General features: G+C 46.3%; 24 protein-coding genes and 1 riboswitch. Of the genes, 3 read left to right on the top strand and 21 right to left on the bottom strand.

Annotated elements, in window-relative coordinates:
• Positions 1 to 16: 16 nt before the first annotated feature.
• The 8 genes from VP472_RS06895 to VP472_RS06860 all read right to left on the bottom strand — a co-directional run bounded on the left by VP472_RS06895 (position 17) and on the right by VP472_RS06860 (position 9,841).
• The gene (locus VP472_RS06895; RefSeq protein ID WP_153986655.1) at positions 17 to 1,984 is read right to left on the bottom strand and encodes a methyl-accepting chemotaxis protein; all 1,968 of its coding nucleotides are present in this window, start codon (positions 1,982 to 1,984) and stop codon (positions 17 to 19) included.
• Between the two features lie 127 nt (positions 1,985 to 2,111).
• On the bottom strand, positions 2,112 to 3,140 hold the full coding sequence (gene splB, locus VP472_RS06890; protein WP_003154644.1) for a spore photoproduct lyase: 1,029 nt from the start codon (positions 3,138 to 3,140) through the stop codon (positions 2,112 to 2,114).
• Positions 3,141 to 3,226: 86 nt separating this feature from the next.
• On the bottom strand, positions 3,227 to 3,466 hold the full coding sequence (locus VP472_RS06885) for a splAB operon transcriptional regulator SplA (protein WP_003154646.1): 240 nt from the start codon (positions 3,464 to 3,466) through the stop codon (positions 3,227 to 3,229).
• Between the two features lie 87 nt (positions 3,467 to 3,553).
• Positions 3,554 to 5,269 (bottom strand): phosphoenolpyruvate--protein phosphotransferase, encoded by a 1,716-nt coding sequence (ptsP, locus tag VP472_RS06880; RefSeq protein ID WP_007409600.1) that lies wholly within the window; start codon positions 5,267 to 5,269, stop codon positions 3,554 to 3,556.
• A complete protein-coding gene (locus tag VP472_RS06875) occupies positions 5,269 to 5,535 on the bottom strand; it encodes a phosphocarrier protein HPr (RefSeq protein WP_003154654.1) in 267 nt (88 codons plus the stop codon). Before VP472_RS06875 ends, ptsP begins: the two co-directional genes overlap by 1 nt.
• Before the next feature lie 96 nt (positions 5,536 to 5,631).
• Entirely contained in the window at positions 5,632 to 7,728 is a 2,097-nt protein-coding gene (gene ptsG / locus VP472_RS06870; RefSeq protein WP_070081734.1) for a glucose-specific PTS transporter subunit IIBC, read from the bottom strand.
• 230 nt (positions 7,729 to 7,958) lie between these two features.
• A complete protein-coding gene (gene glcT / locus VP472_RS06865; RefSeq protein ID WP_012117426.1) occupies positions 7,959 to 8,825 on the bottom strand; it encodes a glucose PTS transporter transcription antiterminator GlcT in 867 nt (288 codons plus the stop codon).
• A 50-nt stretch (positions 8,826 to 8,875) separates the two neighbouring features.
• Positions 8,876 to 9,841 (bottom strand): LacI family DNA-binding transcriptional regulator, encoded by a 966-nt coding sequence (locus VP472_RS06860; protein ID WP_146276658.1) that lies wholly within the window; start codon positions 9,839 to 9,841, stop codon positions 8,876 to 8,878.
• A 97-nt stretch (positions 9,842 to 9,938) separates the two neighbouring features.
• On the opposite strand from VP472_RS06860, the gene VP472_RS06855 reads away from it, so the two are divergent.
• Positions 9,939 to 10,064, top strand: a complete 126-nt coding sequence (locus VP472_RS06855; RefSeq protein ID WP_003154659.1) for a hypothetical protein — start codon at positions 9,939 to 9,941, stop codon at positions 10,062 to 10,064.
• Positions 10,065 to 10,121: 57 nt separating this feature from the next.
• On the opposite strand, the gene VP472_RS06850 is transcribed toward VP472_RS06855, so the two are convergent.
• The 6 genes from VP472_RS06850 to VP472_RS06825 all read right to left on the bottom strand — a co-directional run bounded on the left by VP472_RS06850 (position 10,122) and on the right by VP472_RS06825 (position 16,591).
• Positions 10,122 to 11,216: a M24 family metallopeptidase gene (locus VP472_RS06850; protein WP_057079974.1), complete on the bottom strand. Its 1,095-nt coding sequence runs from the start codon at positions 11,214 to 11,216 to the stop codon at positions 10,122 to 10,124.
• A gap of 113 nt (positions 11,217 to 11,329) precedes the next feature.
• Positions 11,330 to 13,243, bottom strand: coding sequence for a heavy metal translocating P-type ATPase (locus VP472_RS06845; protein WP_146276656.1), 1,914 nt, complete (start codon positions 13,241 to 13,243; stop codon positions 11,330 to 11,332).
• A gap of 243 nt (positions 13,244 to 13,486) precedes the next feature.
• Positions 13,487 to 13,981: an endospore biogenesis thiol-disulfide oxidoreductase StoA gene (gene stoA / locus VP472_RS06840; RefSeq protein ID WP_102421852.1), complete on the bottom strand. Its 495-nt coding sequence runs from the start codon at positions 13,979 to 13,981 to the stop codon at positions 13,487 to 13,489.
• A 62-nt stretch (positions 13,982 to 14,043) separates the two neighbouring features.
• Positions 14,044 to 15,384 carry a polysaccharide biosynthesis protein gene (locus VP472_RS06835; RefSeq protein ID WP_039251635.1) on the bottom strand — a complete coding sequence of 447 codons (1,341 nt, stop codon included), beginning with the start codon at positions 15,382 to 15,384 and terminating at the stop codon, positions 14,044 to 14,046.
• Between the two features lie 115 nt (positions 15,385 to 15,499).
• Positions 15,500 to 16,123 (bottom strand): cell wall hydrolase, encoded by a 624-nt coding sequence (locus VP472_RS06830; RefSeq protein WP_039062984.1) that lies wholly within the window; start codon positions 16,121 to 16,123, stop codon positions 15,500 to 15,502.
• A gap of 273 nt (positions 16,124 to 16,396) precedes the next feature.
• Positions 16,397 to 16,591 (bottom strand): hypothetical protein, encoded by a 195-nt coding sequence (locus VP472_RS06825; protein WP_014304905.1) that lies wholly within the window; start codon positions 16,589 to 16,591, stop codon positions 16,397 to 16,399.
• A 163-nt stretch (positions 16,592 to 16,754) separates the two neighbouring features.
• Between VP472_RS06825 and VP472_RS06820 the strand changes: the two genes are divergently transcribed.
• Positions 16,755 to 16,940, top strand: a complete 186-nt coding sequence (locus VP472_RS06820) for a YkvS family protein (RefSeq protein ID WP_003154669.1) — start codon at positions 16,755 to 16,757, stop codon at positions 16,938 to 16,940.
• Positions 16,941 to 17,012: 72 nt separating this feature from the next.
• On the opposite strand, the gene VP472_RS06815 is transcribed toward VP472_RS06820, so the two are convergent.
• The 7 genes from VP472_RS06815 to VP472_RS06785 all read right to left on the bottom strand — a co-directional run bounded on the left by VP472_RS06815 (position 17,013) and on the right by VP472_RS06785 (position 22,482).
• Positions 17,013 to 17,288, bottom strand: coding sequence for a DUF3219 family protein (locus VP472_RS06815; RefSeq protein WP_146276654.1), 276 nt, complete (start codon positions 17,286 to 17,288; stop codon positions 17,013 to 17,015).
• A gap of 348 nt (positions 17,289 to 17,636) precedes the next feature.
• Positions 17,637 to 18,131: a preQ(1) synthase gene (queF, locus tag VP472_RS06810; RefSeq protein WP_146276652.1), complete on the bottom strand. Its 495-nt coding sequence runs from the start codon at positions 18,129 to 18,131 to the stop codon at positions 17,637 to 17,639.
• A 17-nt stretch (positions 18,132 to 18,148) separates the two neighbouring features.
• A complete protein-coding gene (gene queE / locus VP472_RS06805; RefSeq protein ID WP_085341938.1) occupies positions 18,149 to 18,880 on the bottom strand; it encodes a 7-carboxy-7-deazaguanine synthase QueE in 732 nt (243 codons plus the stop codon).
• Positions 18,873 to 19,313, bottom strand: a complete 441-nt coding sequence (queD, locus tag VP472_RS06800) for a 6-carboxytetrahydropterin synthase QueD (RefSeq protein WP_025650398.1) — start codon at positions 19,311 to 19,313, stop codon at positions 18,873 to 18,875. Before queD ends, queE begins: the two co-directional genes overlap by 8 nt.
• Positions 19,314 to 19,973 carry a 7-cyano-7-deazaguanine synthase QueC gene (queC, locus tag VP472_RS06795; RefSeq protein ID WP_003154679.1) on the bottom strand — a complete coding sequence of 220 codons (660 nt, stop codon included), beginning with the start codon at positions 19,971 to 19,973 and terminating at the stop codon, positions 19,314 to 19,316.
• A gap of 97 nt (positions 19,974 to 20,070) precedes the next feature.
• A riboswitch (PreQ1 riboswitch) is annotated at positions 20,071 to 20,115 on the bottom strand.
• A 110-nt stretch (positions 20,116 to 20,225) separates the two neighbouring features.
• Complete coding sequence (locus VP472_RS06790) at positions 20,226 to 21,347, bottom strand: hypothetical protein (RefSeq protein WP_146276650.1); 1,122 nt, start codon at positions 21,345 to 21,347, stop codon at positions 20,226 to 20,228.
• Between the two features lie 97 nt (positions 21,348 to 21,444).
• On the bottom strand, positions 21,445 to 22,482 hold the full coding sequence (locus VP472_RS06785) for a YkvI family membrane protein (RefSeq protein WP_070081724.1): 1,038 nt from the start codon (positions 22,480 to 22,482) through the stop codon (positions 21,445 to 21,447).
• A 401-nt stretch (positions 22,483 to 22,883) separates the two neighbouring features.
• Between VP472_RS06785 and clpE the strand changes: the two genes are divergently transcribed.
• On the top strand, positions 22,884 to 24,980 hold the full coding sequence (gene clpE, locus VP472_RS06780; RefSeq protein WP_146276648.1) for an ATP-dependent protease ATP-binding subunit ClpE: 2,097 nt from the start codon (positions 22,884 to 22,886) through the stop codon (positions 24,978 to 24,980).
• The last annotated feature ends 6 nt before the right edge of the window (positions 24,981 to 24,986 follow it).

The following is a 24,986-nucleotide window of genomic DNA, read 5'->3' as shown; positions in this document are numbered from 1 at the left end:
GCTGATAGAGTCCGCGTTACAAGGTGAATTTAGAAATAGCGCTGATCAGATCTTCGCTTGCGCTCTTTAACATATCAGTCGATTGCTTCACTTTTTCAAGCGTAACGAGCTGTTCATCAGTAGAAGCATTCACTTCTTCCGCGGCTGCCGCTGATTCTTGAGAAATGGCGGAGATGCTTTGAATCGCTTCTTGAATCGCGGCTTGTTCTTCACTCATTTTTTGAATGTCATTGTAAATATGATCTATACCTTGAACGAGAGACTGCATTTCCGTCGTGATCAGATTGAGAACCTCACCCGTTTCATGAATGGCGCTGTTTTGTTCATCATTCATTCTGCTCGCCTCAATCATCGCGTGTGACGCTTCTTTTGTCTCAGATTGAATCAGACGGACCGTCTCACTGATATGGCCGGAAGAAAGAGCTGATTGTTCAGCAAGCTTGCGGACTTCTTCAGCGACGACGGCAAAGCCCCGTCCGCTTTCTCCCGCTCTAGCGGCTTCTATGCTCGCATTCAGCGCCAAGAGATTCGTCTGGTCTGAAATAGCGGATATTGCCGTCACGACTTCTTCTATGTTTTTCGTTTGTTCTTCCAGGTCATTCAGCATTGCCTCTACTTTTTTCGTTTCTGAATTGGCTTCGTTTGACTTCATTAGCAGCTGCCCGAGCGCGTCCAGTCCTTTGTAGCTGGCATCCTCTGAAGACTTTGAGAGTTGTTTTATGCTGCCTGCGCGATCTGCGATTCCTTTTATTTTGACTGAGAGATTTTCCGATTTTTCGTTGATCGTCTCAACCTCTGACGCTTGCTCTGTCGCTCCGGCGGCGACTTCCTCTATCGCTTTTGCGATTTGTCCGCTCGTTTCATTTGTCTCCTGTGAGATGACGGTTAGCTGGTCAGATGTATCAGACACATTTTCTGAGGAGGCCTTGACCTGTTCGACCATCTCTTTCATATTTTCAACCATTTGGTTAAAGTCTTTTGTTAACTCGCCTACTTCATCTTTTGATTTCGTCTGGGCGCGGACGGTTAAATCTCCCGCTGAGACTGAATTTGTTTTTGCGATCAGCTGCTGAATCGGCCCGGTTATCGTTTTTGCGAGGAAATAGCTGAGTCCGATCGTAATCACAAGGGCGATCAGTGACATAAAAATACTCACCGTGTTCATTTTGTCGGCTACTCCCATCAGCTGATCTTTTTCAAACTGCGTTCCGACTTTCCACCCTGTTTCTTTTACCGTTTGGTAGACGACCATGTTCCCCTGCAGCTCTTTGATGCCTTCTTTGTCCGCAGTGATGTCTTTTAACGTCTGATCTTCCGAAATATTTTTTCCCTGTTTTGCCGGATGGGCCAGAAGAGAGCCGTTTTCATCCGCTAAAAAGGCAAATCCTTTATACGGAACCTTTTGCTCGTTGACCATGCTCTGAATAGAGGACAGCTTCAAATCTAAGCTCGCCACTCCGACGACGGTTCCGCTGTTTTGAATGGCTTTTGACGCCGTCACGATCATGTCTCCCGTCACTGCATCTTTATAAGGGTCAGTCCAGACAACCTTATCGGGTTTTTCAGCCGCCATCTTATACCACGTTCGATTTGTCGGATCATAGTCTTTGGCAAAATCAGCCTTTGGATATGTAAACATTTGTTTGTTTACGGTTCCGACGTACGCAAGCGCGACATATTTGTCATTCTGTCCGATCTGTTTTAACTCATCGTTAAAAAGCCGCGCGGTTTCTTTCTTCCCATCTGATAGAAAAGACCGGGACAATTCACCGTCTGCTAATCTCATTAATACGGTCTCATCATTTTTCAGCTGAAGCTCAATGTTCTGACCGAGTGAATTGGTGACATTCTCTGTCGTACGTTTTGCTTCCTCCGTCATCATCGGCTTTAATGTCAAATATGAAGAAACCGTTAAAAAAACAACCGTTACAATAAGCATTGCCGAGACAAACACAGCAATTTTGATATGCATTTTTTTAAACATAACCATCCCCTCCTGAGAGTTATATCGGTCTTTCGGCCAAGAAAATGAATAAATCTTGAAATAAATATCAAACATTTCCGTCATTTGGCGCAGCAAAAAAAAGAGCCGTCATGCCGACAGCTCCGCCTTACGTAAAATATTCGATTTTTGCTTTCGGAAAATAGGTTTCGATATAAGATTCGAGTGTTTCCCTTAAGGCATGTTCTTCGTCTTTTTGGTATATATATTTGCCGATTCCGTAGCGTCCCCATTTGTACCTGCGCTTTTCTTCATCAAGCTCAAGCTTTGTTTTCGGATAGTTCTTCTCAATCACCCGTTTGGCCGGTTTTGTAAAACGATGCTGGATCAGTTCAAATGTGATGTCATGCCGAACGTCTTCATCAAGCGCCGCATCCAGTTTCTCAAACAGCTCCTTATAGCCTTCCTCCCAGCCATCGTGAATATAAATAGGCGCCACGATGAAACCGAGCGGATAGCCCGCTTTAGCGACTTTGACGGCGGCTTCGATCCGTTTGTCGAGCGGAGAAGTTCCCGGTTCAAAGTTTTTAATGACATAATCCGCATTGATGCTGAATCTGAACCTAGTCTTTCCGTTATGTTTTGCATCGAGCAAATGATCGACGTGGTGAAATTTAGTCACGAATCTGAGCTGTCCCAATTCGCTTTGTCCGAAATGTTCAATGGCTCTTTTTAATGTATGTGTCAGATGATCGATTCCTACGATATCAGACGTACAAGAGGCTTCAAATCTTGTAAATTCCGGCGCCCGTTCTTTCATATACTCATCAGCCTGATCCAGAATCTCTTCCACATTGACATATGTCCGGATGTAAGGCTTTGACCCCATCGTCGTCTGCAGGTAGCAATAGTGGCAATGCCCCATACAGCCCGTCGCAAATGGAATGGCATATTCGGCGGACGGCTTTGAAGAATCGAATTTCAATGTTTTCCGGACGCCGATTACCAATGTTGATTTCGCGTTCCGGTATTGCTGCAAGTGATTTTTCCCCGGAATATTCCGGACTTGATTATGCGATGTTGTTTCTCTGATCTCAAGCCCCATGTTTTCAAACTTATTCTTCAGCTCTTGTCCTAACGGGTATTCGAGCGCTCTCGGTTCTATATAAACTAGCTGGGGCACAAACGGCTTCAGCATGAACTGACACTCCCTTTTTACATTTTCTCATGTTGTTACTTTCCGTTTAAAAGAGAGTGAATATGCGTTGTAAACATTTCCTTTGATCAATGGTACCGGTCTTCTTCAAAAAGCTCGCTGTAAAGCGCTTCCGCTTCCTCATATGTCGAAAAGACCGCGTCATCTTCGGCCAGCGGATGATAGGTTTCGTATAAAAACAGAGACAGTTCTCCCTCATGATACGGGTGATGGACGATCTCCGCCTCTTTAATATGGGCAACATTGGCGGCATGCGGATTGCGGTAAATCACATAGACCGTATCCCCCGCTGCAAATGATTTTGTCATGATAATCCCTCCTGTTGATCGTTATTGTTCCCCCCTTTTTTCGGAATATGAAAAAAACCAGACGGCTTACACCGTCTGGCTGTTGTATTACTTATTGAATGTTTCTTTAACGAATGCGACAACCTCTTCTGTCGTACTCATAGACAAGATTGTTTCTTTGAATGATTCAGCTTCTTTTTTAGAAAGCTTGCTGATCTGCGTTCTTGCCGGAAGGATGGATGTAGCGCTCATTGAGAACTCATCTAAGCCTAAGCCGAGAAGAATCGGAATCGCAATTTCGTCTCCCGCCATTTCTCCGCACATGCCGACCCATTTGCCCTCTTTGTGAGCGGCTTCAATAACAAGGGTGATCAGACGGAGAATCGCCGGATTGTATGGCTGATACAGATAAGCTACGCGCTCGTTCATGCGGTCAGCAGCCATCGTGTATTGGATCAAGTCATTTGTTCCGATACTGAAGAAGTCAACTTCTGTAGCAAACTGATCTGCGATAACGGCTGTAGACGGAATCTCTACCATCATACCGACTTCAATATCGTCAGAAACCGCTACGCCGGCTTCGACGAGTTTTTCTTTTTCTTCGAGAAGAATCGCTTTCGCCTGTTTAAACTCGTTTACTGTCGCAATCATCGGGAACATGATTTTTAAGTTTCCGTATGTACTTGCACGAAGCAGCGCTCGAAGCTGAGTTCTGAAGATTTCTTGCTCTTCAAGGCAAAGGCGGATGGCTCTGTAGCCTAAGAACGGGTTCATTTCTTTAGGGAGCTGCAGGTAAGGAAGCTCTTTGTCACCGCCGATATCCAATGTCCGCACGACAACTGATTTTCCTTCCATACGCTCAAGAACCGTTTTATAAGCGTCAAACTGCTCGTCTTCTGTCGGAAGCTGGTCGCGTCCCATGTAAAGGAATTCCGTACGGTAAAGCCCTACAGCTTCTCCTCCGTTTTCAAGAACGCCTTTTACATCGTCAGGTGTGCCGATGTTTGCGGCAAGCTCTACATGATGGCCGTCTTTTGAAACAGTCGGTTCATTGACGAGCTTCGCCCACTCAGCTTTTTGCGCCAGGTAAGCACTGTGCTTTTCTTCATATTTCTTTAACGTTTCACTGGAAGGATCGATGATCACATCACCATCGATGCCGTCTACGATTACCGTAACACCGTTTTCAATTGTCCCTGTAGCCGCTTTTGTGCCGACAACAGCCGGAATTTCAAGCGAACGGGCCATGATCGCGGAGTGTGAAGTGCGTCCGCCGATATCAGTTGTAAAACCTTTTACAAACTGGCGGTTTAATTGCGCCGTATCAGACGGTGTCAAATCTTCAGCCACGATAACAACCTCTTCTGAGATCATGCTCGGGTTCGGAATTTCCACGCCCAGCAGGTGCCCCGTCACACGTTTTGTTACGTCACGGATATCCGCCGCACGCTCTTTCATGTATTCGTTATCCATTGATTCAAACATAGTAACGAACATGGAAGCTGTTTCTTTCAAAGCGAATTCAGCATTGACTGAATCTGTGCTGATTTTCTCCTTTACCGGGTTCAACAGCTCAGGATCACTCAGAACTAAAAGGTGCGCGGAGAAAATGTCAGCTTTGTCTTGTCCCAGTTCTTTTAAAGCATGCTCTTTAATTTTTTCAAGCTCTTCTTTAGAACGTACAATCGCTTCATCAAAACGGCTTACTTCAGCCGCAGCATCAGCAATGTTTTTCTTTTCAACCGTTAAGTCCGGCTCTTCAAGCCGGTATGCTTTCGCAATCGCAATTCCGGCTGAAGCGCCTATTCCTTTTAATTCTTGCATTACTCGCCGAGTCCTTCGCTTTTCATTGTTTCTTCTAAAGCGTTAAGAGCATCGTTTTCGTCAGCGCCTGAAGCGGAAATTGTGATTTCAGCGCCTTTAGCGATACCTAGAGACATAACGCCCATGATTGACTTAAGGTTTACTGTTTTGCCGTTATATTCTAAGTTTACGTCAGCATCGTATTTGCTTGCAGTCTGTACAAGAACTGTCGCAGGACGAGCGTGGATTCCGGAATCTGCTGTTACTTTAAATGTTTTTTGTGCCATGATTATCATTCTCCTTTAAATTAAAGCTATTTTACTACACAATATTATATCATACAGCCGTACTTGTCATCTGACAAGCACGGCGTATTTATATGCTTATTTTCCGATTTTCACAATATCTTTTTGTTCCCGTTTTACGGTACCTTCGGCCGAAAGGGAAATCGCTTCACCCTCGGCAAGATTTGTAAAGACAATCGGTGTCATTAATGAAGGAACATGAGGTTTAACCGCTTCAAGATCAACTTCAAGCAGCTTTTGCCCCGGTTCAACCCGGTCACCCTCAGAAACAAAAGAAGTGAATCCTTCGCCTTTCAGACTGACTGTGTCGATTCCGAAATGAATCAGGATCTCTCTTCCCCCGTCAGACTGAAGACCGATCGCATGTTTTGTCGGGAAAACATTCAGCACTTTTCCGCGGACAGGCGATACGACGATTCCTTCTTCAGGAAGAATCGCAAAACCGTCACCCATCATTTTTCCTGAGAACACCTGGTCAGGCACATCGGTAATCGGATGGATTTCGCCGGTGATCGGAGAAGCGAACACTTCTTCACCCTGCTCGTTTCGGAGCGGATCTGCGATAACCTCTTCAACCTGCTGGCTGACTTCTTCTTGCGCGGATACTTTCGGTTCAGGTCGCGGCGTGCGTCCGGCGATAATATCCTGCATCTGTGTTTTTAAACCGTCAGAACGCGGGCCGAAAATGGCCTGAATGTTGTTTCCGACTTCAAGAACGCCTGAGGCGCCAAGCTGTTTCAAACGAGTCTTATCCACTTTCTTCTGGTCGTTGACCGTAACGCGGAGTCTCGTGATACAAGCGTCAAGGTGCTTAATGTTTTCCTGGTCACCCATTGCCTGCAGGATTTCATAAGGAAGGTCGCCGGCTTCGCCTGAGGCGCCCGCACCTTCATCCGCAGCCTCTTCTTCACGGCCCGGCGTTTTCAGATTGAACTTTCTGATCGCAAACCGGAAACCGAAGTAGTAAATGAGTGCTAGTCCTAAGCCGACCGGAATGACAAGCCACCAAGCCGTCCGGTTAGGCAGAATTCCGAACAGGAAGTAGTCAATCAGACCGCCTGAGAACGTCATACCGATTTTTACATGCAGCAGCTGCATAACCATAAAGGAAAGTCCCGCGAATACGCAGTGAATCGCAAACAGGATAGGAGCCACAAATAAGAATGAGAATTCAAGCGGCTCGGTAATTCCCGTTAAGAAACTTGTCAGAGCGGCAGAACCCATGATTCCGGCTACAAGTTTTTTCTTTTCAGGCTTCGCTTCATGATAGATTGCAAGCGCTGCCGCCGGAAGACCGAACATCATAAACGGATATTTCCCCGTCATAAATGTTCCCGCCGTCAGCTGTACGCCGTCTTTGATCTGAGCCATGAAAATCCGCTGATCTCCGCGGATGATGTCTCCGGCCGCATCTTTATAGCTGAAAAATTCATACCAGAACGGCGAGTAGAAAATGTGATGAAGACCGAACGGAATCAATGACCGCTCAATCATCCCGAAAATAAAGGCCGCCAAGGTTGGATTCGCTTCCACAAGACCCGTGGAGAAGGAATTCAGACCGTGCTGGATCGGAGGCCAGATCACTAACATAATAAGTCCGAGAATTAATGCGGAAATTGATGTGATAATCGGGACGAACCGCTTACCCGCAAAGAATCCGAGGTACTGCGGAAGTTCAATTTTATAAAACTTGTTGAACAATAACGCGGCCAGAACCCCGACGATAATACCGCCGAACACGCCCGTCGCCAAAGTGGGTATCCCCAGCATGTTAATATAGGCCGGATGGTTTTCCGCAAAAAACTTTGCCCGTTCAATTTTGTCAGACGGAATACTGCCGTTCGCCATAAGCACGGCGCTCATGGATACGTTCATGACCAGGTATCCGATAATGGCCGCGATTCCGGCAACACCGTCTCCGTTGGCAAGACCGATCGCAACCCCTACTGCAAAAAGAAGCGGCAGGTTGTCAAATACGATTTGGCCGGCGCTTTCCATGACGTTCGCCACAAGCTGAACGTTATCATTGCTTAAGAAATGCATGACTTGAATCATATCTTTGTTCTGCATGGCATTCCCTAACGCAAGCAAGATCCCCGCAGCCGGTAAAATCGCAACCGGAAGCATAAGAGCACGGCCGATTTTCTGGAGAACGCCGAATAATGCTTTAAACATAAAAGATGTACCTCCTCTGTTAGCTAGTGTGACCTTACAGCGAAAATTCATGACAACGAATTCACTGGCGCAAGTCTTCAGTTTAACCGTTTACATTTGCCCTTTTACACAACAAAAAAGGCATGAGTAAAAAGGGTGTGCAAAATAACGGGATCGTTCTTCCCGTTTTTTACCCTCAATCACTCATGCCTGATCGAATCAGTGACACGTTTTTAAGGTTTCAACTGAAATTATGAAATTTTATTGGTTAATCGGTACAAATGAAGCGTGAGATAAACCGCTTCCGCCTCATGAACTGGTTTTTTCAGTATTTGCTGCAAGATTTTTATCAGTTTCCAAGCAGTATTGTAGCATAGCGGGTATTCATTTTTCAATAATAACATTAACTTTTCTGGTTCTTTTGTCTGCTCTTCCCGATTAATCCTGTCTATGGTAAATCTGATATGCCGGATCAGCCGCAAATAGTGGACGCTTTCTTTATTCACTTTCATCTGGAAAGATTCCTCAATCACCTGAACGAGGCGGGACATCAGCTGTGAATGCTGATTGACCTCTGAAAGGGGCCGATTCGTCAGGGCGGAATGGATATGCAGAGCGATAAAGCCGATCTCTCCTTCAGGAAGGCAGATTCCCGTCTTTTCATTAATCATGCCGACGACTTCACGGGCAATTTGGAATTCTTCCGGATAAAGCGTTTCGGTTTCCATGAGAAACGGGTTTTTAATGTCAAACCCCTGCTGCAGCCGCTTTACCGCAAAGGCGATATGGTCAGTCAGCGCAATATGGATATGCTCATTTAACGGTTGGCTTGTCCGCTTCTTGATATGATAAATGACGTCATTGGAGATGTCGACAAGTGTCTCGTCCACATAACCGAGGAGCTTTTTAAATTGTTTTTGTTCTTTTTCATCCTTTAAGATGAACATCTTGTCATACCCTTTATCTTCAATGACATCCGCTTGTTTTTTTCCAAAGCCGATCCCTTTTCCGATTAAGACGACCTCACTGTATCTATCATGTGTTGCGATGAGCACATTGTTATTTAATACCTTTTCAACTGTAAAGGACCCCTTCATGATCCTCAGCTCCTTTGTCATTCAATACCTCATATCGTACAAAACGAACGGAAAGCGCGTCAATTCTTTTTTTAGACGGTTGATCGTTCAATAAGGCGGTAATCAAGAACTTTCCTTCCCGGAGGCCCGCCGCTGATCCGGTCCTCAAGCATGTGAAAAGCCTGCTTTCCCATTTCTTTCGTTTGTATATCTATTGTGGAAATACCTAACATCTTGCTGATATCATGATTGTCGATGCTCAAAATCGCAAGCTCTTCCGGGATGCGCGTCCCGTTTGCCTTGGCTTCAAGGTAAAGACCTGCGGATACTTGATCATTCGCCGCAAACAGTGCAGTCGGTTTGTCATCCCAGCTCTTCCATCTATGAAAAAGGGCTTTCCCGTCAAGCAGCGTCAGCACCTTTTCCACAACCAGCTCTTCCCTGTAAGGCTGCCCGATCTTCTTCAGCGCCTCTTTGTATGCGGCGATGCGGACTTGACTGTTTTTTCCCTTTTTTCTGGCCAGGCTGATCGCTATTTTCCGGTGTCCCTTTTCTATCAGATAATCCAGACCGTGCCGAAATGCTTCCCGATGCGGATTACTGATGGAGGAAAGCCCCGCCGCATCAGTGTACTGGCAGAGGATGAGCGGTTCTTTCACGGTAAGCAGATGCTCATCAGGAATTGCTTTGGAGCAGATAATCAGGCCGTCCACTTGGCGCTCCTGTAATTGTGATAAAGCAAAACGTTCTTTTTGCTGCTGATAATCTGTCTGGTATAAAGAAAGATGCACGCCTGACGCTTCGGCAGCCTCGGCAATACCTGCAACAAGGTCTGCAAAATACGGAAGATTCACCGACGGAAGCACAACGCCGATCATATCGGAAAAACCTTTGGATAAATGCACAGCATGAATGTTGCGCGTGTATCCGAGCGATTGCATCGCTTTTTTCACTCTTTTTCTTTTGTCCTTACTTACATAAGGATGATCATTTAAAACTCTTGATACCGTTGTAACGGAAACCCCGGCAGCGCCGGCAATGTCTCTGATCGTAGCCATGGCGTCCCCTTTCTTTTTTTCCCTTGATCTGGAATGCGTTTCATACAGTAAGCTAGAAACAGATACATCCTATTCGTTTGAAAGGAGAAGAACAGCGATGGGGATTCTTTGCTTAATCGGTTTGTGTCTGGCCATACTCGGCGGCAGTTACCTTGCCCTGCGGCCCCTGAATGAAAAGCATGACATCAAACCATTTCAGCATTTTGATGATTTTTTCATTTAAAAGGTGATAAAAAAGGACGCTGCGTTCCAGAACCTTCCTTTTTTATCACAAAGCTTTCTATTTCAGAATCGTCAATTCTTTTGGATACTGCGTTAATGCTTCGGCGCCGTCTTTTGTGACAAACACATCGTCTTCTATGCGCACGCCGCCGACATCCGGCACGTAAATCCCCGGTTCTATCGTGTACACCATGCCTTCTTTGAGGAGTGTGTCGTTCGCGCTGCTCATTGATGGATATTCGTGAACCGAAATCCCGAGTCCGTGGCCGAGGCGGTGCGGGAAATAGTCTCCGTATCCGGCTTTTTCAATAATGCCGCGGGCTTTTAAATCAAGATCACCGATTCTGACGCCGGGTTTGCTTAATTGAAGCGCCGCCTGTTCAGCTTTAAGCACCGTTTCGTAAATCTCTTCCTGTTTCGGGCTGATTGATTGGTATGCGAATGTTCTCGTAATGTCTGAACAGTAGCCGTCAAGAATAACGCCCAGATCAAACAGAACAAAATCGCCTTTTTTCAACCGGTCTGCACCCGGATTCCCATGGGGCTGGCCTGATTTTTCCCCGAACAGCACCATCGTTGAAAATGACATGCCCTGCACACCTTTTTTCTTCAGCTCAAACTCAATCTGTGCGAGTACTTCGGTTTCACTCACACCCTCTTTAAGCGCCGCGACACCGACTTCAACTCCGTAATCCGCGAGTTTTGCCGCTTCCCTGAGAATGCTGATTTCCTTCTCATCTTTCACGAGACGGAATTGGTTGAGCGTTTCTTCTGCCGAAACAAATGCCGCGCCCCCTGAAGCTTGTTTGAGCTGTTCTGAGCGGGAAAGAGAGATCGAATCCTTTTCAACCGCGATGGAATCAAGCGGCACATTTCGTTTTGTGAGCTCGGCTTTGATCAGCTCCCACGGATCTTCGTGATCGCCGTAGCCGATAATACCATGCTCCCATCCGGCGCTTCGGGCTTGTCCGGCTTCCATTCCCGGACAAACGAAAAACGGCTCCTGTTCCTGAAACAGGAACAATCCCATTAACCGCTCATGCGGATCCGTGTAAAAATCAGTTAAATAAAATACGTTTTCCTTTGTATGTATAAACGCCGCATCATGTCCTTCTTTTTTCAGCCAAGATGAAACACGTTCTAATCTGTTCATTTTTTGCTTTTCCTCCTTACCAAAGTGACTCTTTATTCATTCTATCAGTTTTCCGGCGTTTATGCTGTGAACGAACATTAAAAAAACAGCCGCCCGATGTGCGGCTGTCATGTTTATTTTAATAATCTCAGTCCGTTCAGTATGACCAGAATCGTGCTCCCCTCATGCCCGATTACGCCAAACGGCAGTTCCATCACCTGCAGAAAGTTAGCGCAGATCAAAAGGCAGATGACCGAGAGCGAGAAAACAATATTCTGCTTAATAATCCGGTTCATTTTCCTTGAGAGTCTGCACATTTTCACAAGCTTGTGAAGATCATTTTTCATAAGGACTAAGTCAGCCGTTTCAAGAGCCACGTCCGTTCCCCCGCCCATCGCAATACCGACGTCAGCGGTTTTCAGAGCGGGCGCGTCATTAATGCCGTCTCCGACCATGGCGATTGTGCCGTACGTTTCTTTCAGCTTCTTCACTTCTTTTGCCTTTTGGTCCGGCAGACAATCGGCAACAACCGTCGTCATGCCCGCCTCTTTCGCGATGGCAGCCGCAGTTTCAGACTGATCGCCGGTGAGCATGGCTGTTTGAATGCCCAGTGATTCAAGCTCAGCCATCACAGCTTTGGCTTCAGGGCGGATTTGATCCTTTAATGCGAAGCAGCCTGCAATCCGGTCATCTTTTTTAACAAAGACCAGTGTAAAGCCTTTATCCTTTAATTCTTTTCCCGATGTCTGCAAAAAAGCATCTGCCGCATGTTCACCTGCAAATCCCGCTTTTCCGACCATCCATTTGACGCCTTCTATTTCAGCCAGAACGCCGAATCCCGACGTCTCGTCAATCGATAGATGGCCTGCGGGCGCGGCGCCCCGGCTTTCGGCAAATTCAGCTATCGCTTTTGCAAGCGGGTGGCTTGATTGCTTTTCTATCGCATACACCGCCTGCATGATCTCATCTTCACTCACATGTTCCGCTGCTTGAAATGCCGCGACTGCCGGCTGTCCCTTTGTGACCGTGCCGGTTTTGTCAAATGCGATCATCCGTACGCTTCCCAGCTGCTCTAAAAACACACTTCCTTTAACCAATAATCCGTTGCGGGCCCCATTTGAGATAAGGGAAAGCGCAGCGGGCATAATAGAAGCGACAAGCGCGCACGGGGAGGCGACCACCATAAACACCATCGCCCGGTAAAAGGTTTCACTCCAGCTCCAGCCTAAAGCGAAATGAGGAACGAATAAAAGCACAGCCACGGCTAACAGCACGCCTTTGACATAGACACTTTCGAATCGCTCAATAAATGCCTGAGCCGGTGACACGCTGTTTTGGGCTGATTCCACCAGCCGGATGATTTTTCTGAATAAAGACTGTTCATTTGTTTTCGTCACACGGACCGTTAAGGAGCCGTTTCCGTTTACCGTTCCTGTAAACACAGAATCTCCTGCTGTTTTTTCCGCCGGCATCGCCTCACCCGTCAGCGCCGATTCATCGAGGCTCGTCACGCCAGACTCAATGATCCCGTCTGCCGCTACGCGTTCGCCCGGCTTAATGACGATCATGTCACCGATCTTAAGTTCAGCAGCCGGCACCCGCTTTTCCCGTCCGTCCGCAAGCAGGGTCGCTTCCTCCGGTTCCAGTTTCATCAAGGAGGTTAAATCACGGCTGCTTTTATTCATCGTATATGTTTCGAGCGCGCCGCTTAACGAAAAAATAAAGATAAGAACAGCGCCTTCCGCCCAATAACCGATCAGGGCGGAGCCGACAGCCGCAAAAATCATCAGCAGTTCCACATTTAACGCCTTCGTCTCAATGGTATCCTCAATTCCCTCTTTCGCTTTTGCAAATCCCCCGATCAGGAAGGCAAGGATATACAAAGTGACGGACAGGCCTTTTGTTTCGGTAAAAAACCAGGCCGCAAGAATAAGGACGCCGGATACGAGCGCCGCAATGAGTTCTGCATGCTGGAGCCACTTTTTTCCGGCCCGCTCTTCTTGTATCTGCTGTTGTGAATGGGTTTGTGTCATCACTTGTTCATTCATTATGAATTCTCCTCTCTAATTGAGAACGCAAATCATCTTCAATTCCCCGATAAAAGTAAAACAGCCGCCTGACAGGCAGCATTTTCACAGTGTTATCGCAGTGTTTTCTTTATTATAGCATGCCGGCGGAAGATTTCAATTATAATTGTTTTAATTTCTTTTTGATAATAATTATCATTAGCGTTTCTTCAGCTGTTCATTATATGCAAAAAAAGGTGCGGGAGGAATTCCTCCCGCGCCTTTTTAATTCTCTGACCATTCTTTTAATTGTGAGGCGGTCATCGGACCGACGATCTTTTTTTCGATTTCTCCTTTTTCATTCAGCAGAAATGACGTGGGAATCGTCATGACATCGTATTCCTTCATAAGCTCGCCTTTCGTGTCAAGAACAATCGGGAATGTGAGATGGTGCTGACTGACAAAGTTTTGAACGGTATTTTTATTTCGCTCGGCATTCATCAAATTTACCGTTACAAGGCTTACATCATCGGACTGATGCTGTTCAAAATAGGTTTGGAATTGCGGCAGTTCTTTTTTGCACGGCGGACACCACGATGTCCAAAAATGTAAAATCGTTTTCTGCCCTTTATTCGGAATCGATATTTCGTCTCCTTCAATCGTCTTCATCAGAAACACGGCGGGAACTGCCTGTTTTTCTGATGAGGCTTTTGCTTCAGGCATCCAGACGGCGGCAGCTATCAAAAGGACTGCACATACAATTAGGCGGGTTTTATGCATATGATCTTCCTTTCACGCGTTTCGGATAGCTTGCCCTTCCTTATTGAAATGTATCAGCCTTTTCAGCTTTCGATCCGGGGCGCTGTTCTTCCGCCGCCCGTCAAAAACACGGAGACACCGAGGTCTTTGCAGATCGTCGCGTAATGTAAACTTGTCAGAAGAATCATGCCGGTATTCATACCGAGTATAATGCCGAGCATTTGCAATTCCGGCATAGAACCGAGCACATACATCATCGAAAGCCCTACAATGCTGCTCCATACGTTATGATAAAACGCCGTTTTCACGTGGCCGATGCCGATCAGACAGGCTTGAAGCGGCATCACAAACAGATGAAAAAGAAAAAACGGCCACAAAAGCTGCAAATAATACTGCGCTTCCGGAGACTGAAAAAACAAATGGGTCAGCGGGCCCGCGAACTGAAACATGACCCAGACCGCCGGAATGCCGTAGCCGAATGTAATAAAAATCGCTTGTCTCAGCCGTTTCAGCACAATATCATATTGGGACAGCGCATATGCTTCTGAAATGCTGGGAATCATGACGACCATCAGCGAATGGGCGATAAATGCGGGAAACGAACCGATTGTCATCGCTACACCGGCAAGCATGCCGTATTGATCAATCGCGGCTGTCCCGGCTGCCCCGGACGCCAGCAGCGCTCCTTTAACCAAGAAGGGTTCAACTGCGTTTGTCACCGCATGAAATATACGAAGTCCCGTTGTCGGGATGGATACGGCCAGGAGGCGTTTCCGCACGTCTTTCCCGCGAAGATGAATGTGCTGATGGCCGGAAAGCGCCCTCCGCGCCAAAATAAACTGCGTATACAAGTAAACGAACACCACAACATCGCTTGCGACCAGCACAAATAACGAAATGAGCACGGCCATATCAATTTCAAAAGAGTACCATTGAAAAAAGATAAACAGACAAAGCACTTGAATGATTTTTTTCAAGACATTCGCAACCGCGATTTTTCCCATTTGCTGCACACCCATAAAATAACCTCTGGCGATGGATGTAAAAGCGACGACTGGAATCAGCCCGATGACAATCCCTTTAATAAAGGGGTGATACGTATCGAATACAGGAATGAACGGCAGCGCGACGCTTGCGGCCGCGGTTGAAAACGCGGTAAAAACGGCGGTCATTCTGAAGGCATGCCGGAGCATGCTTTCATGCAGCTTCTGATTGGATTCCGCGATGAATTTTGAAATAGAGATCGGAAGCTCCAGACTGGCGATCACGATAATTAAAAAGATGGTGGGCAGAATGCTCATGTAAAGCCCCATCCCATGCTCGCCAAGCTCCCGCGCCAGTATCATATTCACGACAAATTCCAGACATTCCGCGAAAAAGGCGGCGATGGATAAAAGAATGATCCCTTTCACAAATCGATTCATGGTGTCTCTCCTTGTCTCTCGTTCTTCCATCATCATATGAGACAAGTCCTGAAAATATTTTCGATTTCTCAAAATTGAAAAAAGCATAGCGGGGATATTTTTGATCCCGCTATGCTTACATCGCAAATACGTGTCTGCCGATCCGTTCGATAATTTTTCGGGAACGGATCCAGTGATCAGATGCCGTTTTCGGATTGTAGAAAAACAACGCATTCGTTTCTCTGCCCGGATGGTCAAGCGCCTCATTTGCGGCGGCGATGGAATCCTTATCCGGCTTTTGATTAATGCTTCCGTTTGCTACCGGTTCAAATGCATTCCTTTGATAGATCACGCCCCGAATGGTATCCGGGAAACCGTTTTTTTCAGTGCGGTTCAGCACTACGCTGGCTACCGCAACCTTCCCTTTATAAGATTCACCTTTCGCTTCTGCGTGAACGAGACGTGACAGAAGTTGTCTGTCAGCGCGGGAATACGTTTTTTTCGGCGGCTGATAAGCCGTCTCTTCCGGTTTTGCTTTCTTCTCTTGGTGAGATGACAGCTTTATCGGTTGGATAGAATGCTTATGATCCGTTTTTGAAAGCTTCGGAACCGGGCTTTTTTTATTTAAATCAGCAACCAGTGTGCTGGGTTCTTGCTTTGGCTTCTTCGCAAAAGTAAACAGAGCTTCTGTATGTTCAATTTTTGATGCAGGCATAAAACATAGAAAAAAGACAGCCAAGGCAGCAAATTTTGTCGTCATACGATTTCCTCCTTAAATACTTCACTACCTTAACAAGAGCTGTGCGCAAATTCACGTTTAAAGATTTTCCAGTGCTCCCAATCAGCTTTTATAATGGAAGAAGTTTGTTAACATCCTTGTTATTGGCAGGAAAACAGCCGTCATTTTCACAACATTAACCAAATAGCAGTAAAAGTATCCATCGGAGGGATTTTACATTTTGTTTACATCTGTTACAGCCAGATGAAATGAGAAACTGAAACCAAAAAAAGACTCCTCAAGGGCGAGGAGCCGTCAGCTTCTTGGCTGTTCTAAATACTGGAAGATAACATCTCCGCCCTGCTGGGCAATACCGCGGAAATGCTTAAAATCTTCCTGCTTCGATAAAACTGCTCGAAATGCAAGAAAATGTTCTTTCTGCACCCTGAATTCTTTGATTTCACCGGTGCGCATTTGGTTGATACGTTCTGAAATTTCCTCAGGCAGCAACGAATACAGCCTCCTTTTCTCGGCTTTTTCCCGAAAAACAATATACCATCTTTCCCCCGCCGGGACAATGATTGAGCGGGCTGATACCCATATCGCTTTACTTCTTAAAGAAAATACTGCAAAATATTTTCAAACAGGATTTATGATAAAGGAGAGGAAGCTCGTGAAAATTGCTAAGGTTGGAAACGTCATTGAATTTAAAAACGGATTAACCGGTATTGTTGAAAAAGTAAATGAAAACTCCGTCATCGTTGATGTAACCATCATGGATAATTATCGTGACCTTGAATTAGATTCCCTCACTGTCGTCAACCATAAGAATTATAAAATCATCAGAGACTCCTATTAAACCCCCCGAACAATCCGAACCATTTACATATCCCGCACAAAAGCTGCCGCCCGGCAGCTTTTTCAAATGAATTCAGATCTCAGTCATTTCCACAAAAAAATCACCGGTCTCATCTTTATTGTAAAGATTTGTGACGGATGTATAGCAGTTGGTTATTTTACCGCGGAATTCAAGCCCACGCTCGGGCGCCTTGATGTCAAATGTTTTTTCGTACAAAAGGACGGCAATATCATGATACGTTTCAGAGGTCACCTTCAATACGAATGAAATCATACGGCCGTTTTTACCCGCACTTTCTTTACAATCATACATTTTCAGCCTTACACCGTTTAACTCTAACGGCTCCATAACGAACACTCCTTCTTTTTACAGGACATGCTACCATGCTGGCCATTCCTTTACAATTGATCCGCTCCGAATAAGAAAAAACAGCGCAAGCCTTTACAAACATACGTTCCCTATTTTATAATGAAACAGACGAGCTGCCATCCAGCACCCGTCACGTATTGAAGCGGCGAGTACACTCCCCCCGGGTTTACTCGTCTTTTTCTTTTCTCCAAATGATCTCTCTTTTCCTTATAGAAGTTCTGTGCGAATATCATGCACCTTTTTGGCTGCGTGGCAGAGACGAAAAATACCCCCGCTTAAAAGGCGGGGGTATTTAGGTTATATTCCGAGACCGTACTCCGTCTGAAATTAACGGTTGTCAATCGTCTCCGGATACATATCATGATTCATCATCCGATGTTCGGCCATTTTTTCATATTTTGTTCCCGGTCTGCCGTAGTTTGTATACGGGTCAATGGAGATTCCGCCTCTTGGCGTGAATTTGCCCCATACTTCAATGTAGCGGGGGTCCATTAATTCGATCAAATCATTCATGATGATGTTCATGCAGTCCTCGTGGAAATCTCCGTGGTTGCGGAAGCTGAAAAGATACAGCTTCAGCGATTTGCTTTCCACCATTTTTTCGTCCGGAATATAGCTGATGTAGATGGTTGCAAAATCCGGCTGTCCCGTTTTCGGGCAAAGCGACGTAAATTCCGGGCAGTTGAATTTAACGAAATAATCACGGTTCACGTGTTTATTCGGAAATGATTCCAAAACCTCCGGCGCATATTCACATAAATAGTTTGTCCCTTGATTCCCCAGGAGCGTAACTCCTTCTAATTCTGATTCTTTTCTTGTCATATAAATCTCCCTTTCTATTAAACTCCCCGTTTATTGCCCCAAAGCAATGTATGCAGCTGAGGCAGGACTCTGACGAGATTCAGATCCGAATCGGCAGAAACCTTATCAACAAGTGTTTCGTATTTTCCGAGCAGATGTGCGATCAATGCCCGGTCGTCCGTCGTATGGACGTTATCGTTTCCGACCTGAAGATAAAACGGAATATTCGGATACCGCTTGTGCACGGTTTTCGCGAATTGCAGATCTTCATCATTAAAAATGACGACCTTTAAGCTGACCGCATTAAGCCTTTCTGCCGCATCAAGCGAAGACACAATGTGATCGAGCTTTGCAAAATCGGTTATCATCCCCGAACTTGGCGGCTTCGGTGAAATCGTCAGGTCGTTAATCATTGTGAACCAATCCTGATAGACCGTTCCCTGCGTTTCTAAAGCGGCGCGCACCCCGTGCTCTTTCAGCAGCAGAATCAGCGCGTCAAGCTGCTTTAACAGCGCCGGGTTTCCTCCTGAGATGGTGACATGGGAAAAGGCGTCTCCGCCGATTTCTCTCAGCTCGCGGTAAATGTCTTCCGCCGTCATCCAGCGGATATCTTTTTTGGCTGAGCCGTCCCATGTAAAAGCGGAGTCGCACCAGCTGCAGGAGTAGTCGCAGCCCGCCGTGCGGACGAACATGGTTTTCTGGCCGATAACCATGCCCTCCCCTTGTATCGTCGGGCCGAAAATTTCTAATACCGGAATTCCTTTAGCCATTCCTATCACCTTTTTTCGGGCGGTATACGCAATAGCTTGTCGGGGTTTCCCTGACAAAAACCTGCACGCAGACCGGCTGATTCTCCAGTGTTTCGAGGTAGGACTGCACCTTATCATAAATCGTTTTGGCCACGACCTCGGTCGTCGGCAGTGAATATCTGTCATCTTCAGAAAATTCCTCATGGTCATTCAGCAATGTATGGTCATAAGCGCCGTGCACCAATTTCTTCAGCACGCTGAAATTCACGAGAAAGCCTGAATCGTCCAGTTCATCCCCCGCAACTGTAATATTTACTGTATACGTGTGCCCGTGGACTCTGCTGCACGCTCCGGCGCTTTCGCGGGGAATAAAGTGCGCGGCTGAAATGTGCATGTCCTTATTCAACTCAAACGAATAAGGATGCTGAACCTGCGGGTAAATTTGAGAAAGCAATTAGTTCCGCTCTCCTTTCATTTTCATATATTCATCATATCCTTTATTGCGGAGCAGGCATGCCGGGCATTCGCCGCATCCGTCCGCAATGATGCCGTTATAGCAAGTCAGTGTGTTATTCTTTACAAAATCAAGCGCGCCGAGCTCATCCGCAAGTTTCCACGTTTCTGCTTTGTTCAGCCACATAAGCGGCGTATGAATGACGAACGGCTTTTCCATCGCCAAGTTGACGGTGACATTGCAGGATTTGACAAACTCGTCACGGCAGTCCGGGTAGCCGCTGAAATCAGTCTCGCAAACACCGGTAATAATGTGGCGCGCACCGATTTGATATGCAAGAATCGATGCAAAGGATAAAAATACAAGGTTGCGTCCCGGTACAAAGGTTGTCGGCAATTCCCCGTCCTTCGCTTCAATTTCGATATCATCTCTTGTCAGCGCATTCGGCGCAAGCTGATTTAAAAGAGACATATCAAGCAAGTGGTTTTTGACACCGAGCTTTTCGGCAATCGATTTTGCCACATCGATTTCTTCTTGGTGACGCTGATTATAATGGAATGTAACAGTTTCCACTTCTTCAAAGTTTTGCAAAGCCCATAATAAACAAGTCGTGCTGTCTTGGCCTCCGCTGAACACCACAACTGCTTTTTCTTTTTTCATGTCTTTCTCTCCCTTATCTATCATTCCATAAAAAAAGCGCCTTTTTCGGAGAAGGCGCCCTAAAAAACATAAAAAAAACCGTATCCAAGGATACAGCTCGTCCTTAGTTTTTTATAGAGGGTGTAGCTAGAACCTCTCCCGCATCAATACGGATTTTCTTCTTTTTTTTCACTTTTGCTATCATACCATAATATTGTTTCCCGTGACAATAAAAAAACAGCCTGAAACCTGTGTCAGGCTGCAAAAGCGGATTTAAGCCCCGCGTTTTTTCCCCGGAAATACCATCAGCGCAATCCCGATCAGAACAAATAAAGCAGGCCAGAAAACAGAAACCGGAATAATCGGCTGATACGTCATCATAAAGCAAAGTGCTGTCAAGGTCAGCACCGCAACCGGGATGAGCAGCGCCTTCTGTTTCCCGCCGAACAGCCACAGCTCAAATAAACCGAATGCCGTTGCCAACAGGTAAACAGGCCATGTCACATCGGAGTAGGACCAATTGGTTGCCGTTTCAAAGACAAACAAGAACCCCGTAATCAATAAGATGCCGCCCGGTACGAGAAGCCCCGCGTTTTTGACAGGTTTCCGGCCGAAAATCGGAATGTGAAAAGCGGCGCCCAGCAACAGAATGAGAACGGGCCAGCCGCGTTCGCTGATGACTTCATTTGCATTGGTGAATATGCCGAAAATGCCCGCGGCGCACAGAACCGCCGCAGCAGTCAAAAGCCCTCTTTGCCTTCTGCCGAACAGCCAGGCTTCAAACAGGCCGAACGCAACGGCAAAGAGGTAGACAGGCGATGTCACATTTGCGTATGTCCAATCCGTCAGCGTTTCAAACCATAACAAGCCGCCCGTCACAAGCAAAATGCCGCCCGGAATAAGAAGACCCGATCTTTTTTTCGGCTGCATAAAGGCAGCGGCGTGAAACAAAAGCGCGGCTGCGATGATCAAAAGCGGCCACAGCCCCGGCATCAGCATACCGGCAAAGCATAGTGCTCCCGCGGCTGTCAGGATGAAAGCAGGAATCAATACGCCGATCTTTCTCCCGCCGAAATACCACAGCTCAAACAGACCGAGAGCAGGCGCCCATATATAAACAGGCCACGTCACGCCTGAATACGTCCATCCCGTTGCGGTCTCAAAACAAAACAGGCAGCCCAGCACAAGAAACATACCGCCGGGAACGAGCAGTCCCGCCTGTTCAGGCGTTTTTTTCGCAAAAATAAATCCGGCGTGAAATCCTGCGGACATTATAATGAAAAGAAACGGCCACGCCGAACCTGCGGATATATGTATAACTCCCGCCTTCTGTAAAAAAAACGCAATGCCGATACAAATAAAAATAAATCCCAATAATACACGTCGAGCCTTCATCTCTTACTCCTCCCCATCATTTCCCAATTCATTATACAGAAATGGCAGGAAAAAAGAAGGGGAATTCCCAAAAAATACAGACATTTTCCTTATATCCTTATTTTTCTTTCGGGATTTTTTTGCAAATCAATGCGCCGATGAAAGCGAGGCTCACATACCCAAACACCGGATAAACGGTGGAAATCAGCTGTCCGTAACCGATTTGGCTGATAATGAAAGCAAACGCCAAAATGCCGCCGTAAATATATGTACTTTTTATATGAAGAAAACTGTTTAATTGTTTTTCCAATCCGTATAAATTGCCGATAACCGACGTAAACACTTCCCCGAAAATAATAAACAAATAAATGATATGAAGCGAACGCGAATACGAATAGACAACTTGAGCCATCGGAATGTCAAACTCCAGCACATCCGGCAGCACCGATAATGATAAGAAGCTCGCGGCAAGCACCAGTGTCAACAGAACGCCGCCTAAATAAGCTCCCCTTCTGATCACCTTCTCTGAAGACATTTCGTTCGCAAGCGGCACAAGGACGGCTTGGGCGAGCGATAAATTTAACGCGCCGTAAGAGACGGCGGACAAAAGCCAGTTCCACTTATCAGGCCATACCCATTCGTCCGCGTTTCTCGTGCTTGTAAATACAAATGAATCAGCTGTCACGATAAAAGAGAAAGAAATTAAAAGCGGCACAACCAATATATTGACGCCGACCACACCTTTAACACCGCTTGTCATGACGGCAAAGCTCAGTACGATCGTCAGAAGGATCCCGGCTTGTGCGGGCCAGCCAAGCTGTTCATGAAACAGCGCTCCAGCTCCGGACAGCATGACAGAGGTCACTCCCAGCAATATAAACATCATAAACATGTTCACGGCGCGGCCGATGGACTGGCCGAATAAATATGTGTTCAATTCCTGATAAGATGCTGCATGAATCCGTTTGGAAATAATCATGATTTTGGCGCCTAAATAGGTAAACATCAGACCGCTTACCACGATACCGAACAGACCGATCCAGCCGAACTTCAGAAAAAACTCAACGATTTCCCGTCCCGTGGCAAAACCGGCTCCTACAACCGTGCCTACGTATACAAATGCAAGCTGACTTGCAGAACCTTTTGTTTGTCCCATTTCACCCTCCGGCTAAACGCAGATTTGTCCAGGCCTTTATATATGCTTATGAGACAAGTCTCCCGAAAAGACGAACAAATCGTCCTTCCCCGGAAAAAACAGATTCAGCTCTCTCCTCTAAGCAAAAATATTGAAAGAAAAAAAGGGCCGGCGTATACTCTTCATCAAGAAAGGTCAAAGCATTTCATTTCCTTTCCGACTATATTGGTCAAAAATAATCAAACCTCACGAATATCACTTATCATGCTGTAAACATTTATTTTTCGGGGTTTGAAACAAAATACTTGAAAGTCAAAGAAGGTCAGAGTATACTAATAATCAAAGAAGGTCAAAGTTTCGGCCTTATTTTCTAACCCATTTGGTCAAAGATGATCAAACATTTTTCGAGGAGGTTTTGGCAAATGCGTTGTCAACATTGTCAGAAAAACGAGGCGACGATTCGCCTGAACATGCAAGTCAATTCCATTCAAAAACAATTCGTTTTATGTGAAACATGTTATACAGAATTAACCCGAAAACCGTCTATGAGCATGGGGCCGCAATCATTCGGATTCCCGTTTGAGCAAGGTTTCGCTCCCAATCAAAATAAACAGCAGGCCGGCCCTGAAAAAGGCAAGCTCGACGAGCTCGCTCAAAACGTCACAAACGGCGCAAAAGCAGGTCTGATTGACCCTGTGATCGGCCGCGATAATGAAGTGGCGCGCGTAATTGAAATTTTGAACCGCCGGAATAAAAACAATCCGGTGCTGATCGGTGAGCCGGGCGTCGGTAAAACGGCTATTGCAGAAGGCCTCGCGCTTAAAATCGCTGAAGGCGATGTGCCGAACAAATTGAAAAACAAAGAGCTTTACCTGCTTGACGTCGCTTCTCTCGTCGCCAATACAGGGATCAGAGGCCAGTTTGAAGAAAGAATGAAACAATTAATGAACGAATTAAAAGAACGGAAAAATGTCATCTTGTTCATTGATGAGATTCACCTTCTTGTAGGCGCCGGCTCTGCCGAGGGATCAATGGATGCCGGGAACATCCTGAAACCGGCGCTTGCCAGAGGCGAGCTGCAGGTCATCGGGGCGACAACGCTGAAAGAGTACCGCCAGATTGAAAAAGATGCGGCGCTTGAAAGACGCTTCCAGCCTGTCATGGTTCACGAGCCTACAATAGAACAAGCCATCAGCATTCTGGAAGGCATTAAAGATAAATACGAGAAATACCACGGCGTCACATTCAGCAATGAAGCGATAAACGCCTGTGTTACGCTTTCATCCCGTTACATTCAGGACCGCCACCTGCCGGATAAAGCGATCGACTTATTAGATGAAGCCGGCTCTAAGGCGAACCTGGAACTTGATACCGTAAATGAAGAAGATGCGGCTGAGAGACTCAAAGCAATTGACGCGGAGAAAACAAAAGCGCTTCGGGAAGAAAATTATGAGCTTGCCGCGAAACTGCGTGATGAAGAAGCTGCTTTGGAAAAGCAGCTGGCGCATGAAACACCGGCCTCTTCACCTGAAATCGGTGCGGAGCATATTCAAGCCATCATTGAACAGAAAACAGGCATTCCGGTCGGAAAACTCCAGGCTGATGAACAAGTCAAAATGAAGGAACTTGAAGAGCATCTTCATCAGCGTGTCATCGGTCAGGAAAAAGCCGTGAAAAAAGTGGCGAAAGCGGTCAGACGAAGCCGCGCCGGCTTAAAATCCAAAAACAGACCTGTCGGCTCCTTCCTCTTTGTCGGACCGACCGGAGTCGGAAAAACCGAGTTATCAAAGACACTCGCAGATGAACTGTTCGGTACAAAAGATTCCATTATCCGTCTCGATATGAGTGAATACATGGAAAAACACGCCGTATCAAAAATTATCGGTTCACCGCCGGGATATGTCGGACACGATGAAGCCGGTCAATTAACGGAAAAAGTGCGCCGCAATCCGTACAGCATCGTGCTGCTCGACGAGATTGAAAAAGCCCATCCTGATGTCCAGCATATGTTTCTGCAGATTATGGAGGACGGCCGTCTGACAGACAGCCAGGGCAGAACGGTCAGCTTCAAAGATACCGTTTTGATTATGACTAGCAACGCTGGAACCGGTGAAAAACAGGTGAAAGTCGGATTCCAATCTGAAGAGAGCGTCATGGAAGAACAAACGCTGATTGATTCACTGAGCGCGTTCTTCAAACCGGAGTTTTTAAACCGGTTTGACAGCATTATTGAATTCCAATCCCTGAAAAAAGAACATCTCGTGAAAATCGTCAGCCTGCTTCTCACAGAGCTTGAAGACACGTTAAAAGAGCGCGGCATCAGCCTGAGCGTCACCGATGATGCGAAAGAAAAAATAGCTGAAATCGGCTACCACCCCGCTTTCGGAGCACGCCCGCTCAGAAGAACCATCCAAGAATTGATCGAGGACGAAATGACAGATCTCTTATTGGATGATAACGAAATCAAAGCCTTCCATGTCGTAATGGAAGAGGACGGCATCAAAGTCCGGGCACAATAACAAAAA

It is taken from the genome of Bacillus sp. MT(2024) (genome assembly GCF_036362845.1).
Lineage (GTDB): Bacteria > Bacillota > Bacilli > Bacillales > Bacillaceae > Bacillus > Bacillus velezensis.
Note: the sequence above shows the minus strand (reverse complement) of the source record. Positions and strands in the feature narration are given on the sequence as shown.

What these genes read in the sequence shown, in the direction of transcription:
- VP472_RS06875 (WP_003154654.1), bottom strand. Translation starts at nt 5,535, where the DNA reads ATGGCACAAAAAACATTTAAAGTAACAGCAGATTCCGGAATCCACGCT.
- VP472_RS06895 (WP_153986655.1), bottom strand. Translation starts at nt 1,984, where the DNA reads ATGTTTAAAAAAATGCATATCAAAATTGCTGTGTTTGTCTCGGCAATG.
- splB (WP_003154644.1), bottom strand. Translation starts at nt 3,140, where the DNA reads ATGCTGAAGCCGTTTGTGCCCCAGCTAGTTTATATAGAACCGAGAGCG.
- ptsG (WP_070081734.1), bottom strand. Translation starts at nt 7,728, where the DNA reads ATGTTTAAAGCATTATTCGGCGTTCTCCAGAAAATCGGCCGTGCTCTT.
- stoA (WP_102421852.1), bottom strand. Translation starts at nt 13,981, where the DNA reads ATGCATAAAACCCGCCTAATTGTATGTGCAGTCCTTTTGATAGCTGCC.
- VP472_RS06830 (WP_039062984.1), bottom strand. Translation starts at nt 16,123, where the DNA reads ATGACGACAAAATTTGCTGCCTTGGCTGTCTTTTTTCTATGTTTTATG.
- VP472_RS06845 (WP_146276656.1), bottom strand. Translation starts at nt 13,243, where the DNA reads ATGAATGAACAAGTGATGACACAAACCCATTCACAACAGCAGATACAA.
- VP472_RS06860 (WP_146276658.1), bottom strand. Translation starts at nt 9,841, where the DNA reads ATGGCTACGATCAGAGACATTGCCGGCGCTGCCGGGGTTTCCGTTACA.
- queF (WP_146276652.1), bottom strand. Translation starts at nt 18,131, where the DNA reads ATGACAAGAAAAGAATCAGAATTAGAAGGAGTTACGCTCCTGGGGAAT.
- VP472_RS06850 (WP_057079974.1), bottom strand. Translation starts at nt 11,216, where the DNA reads ATGAACAGATTAGAACGTGTTTCATCTTGGCTGAAAAAAGAAGGACAT.
- VP472_RS06835 (WP_039251635.1), bottom strand. Translation starts at nt 15,384, where the DNA reads ATGAATCGATTTGTGAAAGGGATCATTCTTTTATCCATCGCCGCCTTT.
- ptsP (WP_007409600.1), bottom strand. Translation starts at nt 5,269, where the DNA reads ATGCAAGAATTAAAAGGAATAGGCGCTTCAGCCGGAATTGCGATTGCG.
- queE (WP_085341938.1), bottom strand. Translation starts at nt 18,880, where the DNA reads ATGGCTAAAGGAATTCCGGTATTAGAAATTTTCGGCCCGACGATACAA.
- VP472_RS06855 (WP_003154659.1), top strand. Translation starts at nt 9,939, where the DNA reads ATGGGGATTCTTTGCTTAATCGGTTTGTGTCTGGCCATACTCGGCGGC.
- VP472_RS06785 (WP_070081724.1), bottom strand. Translation starts at nt 22,482, where the DNA reads ATGGGACAAACAAAAGGTTCTGCAAGTCAGCTTGCATTTGTATACGTA.
- VP472_RS06885 (WP_003154646.1), bottom strand. Translation starts at nt 3,466, where the DNA reads ATGACAAAATCATTTGCAGCGGGGGATACGGTCTATGTGATTTACCGC.
- VP472_RS06815 (WP_146276654.1), bottom strand. Translation starts at nt 17,288, where the DNA reads ATGGAGCCGTTAGAGTTAAACGGTGTAAGGCTGAAAATGTATGATTGT.
- VP472_RS06790 (WP_146276650.1), bottom strand. Translation starts at nt 21,347, where the DNA reads ATGAAGGCTCGACGTGTATTATTGGGATTTATTTTTATTTGTATCGGC.
- clpE (WP_146276648.1), top strand. Translation starts at nt 22,884, where the DNA reads ATGCGTTGTCAACATTGTCAGAAAAACGAGGCGACGATTCGCCTGAAC.
- queC (WP_003154679.1), bottom strand. Translation starts at nt 19,973, where the DNA reads ATGAAAAAAGAAAAAGCAGTTGTGGTGTTCAGCGGAGGCCAAGACAGC.
- glcT (WP_012117426.1), bottom strand. Translation starts at nt 8,825, where the DNA reads ATGACAAAGGAGCTGAGGATCATGAAGGGGTCCTTTACAGTTGAAAAG.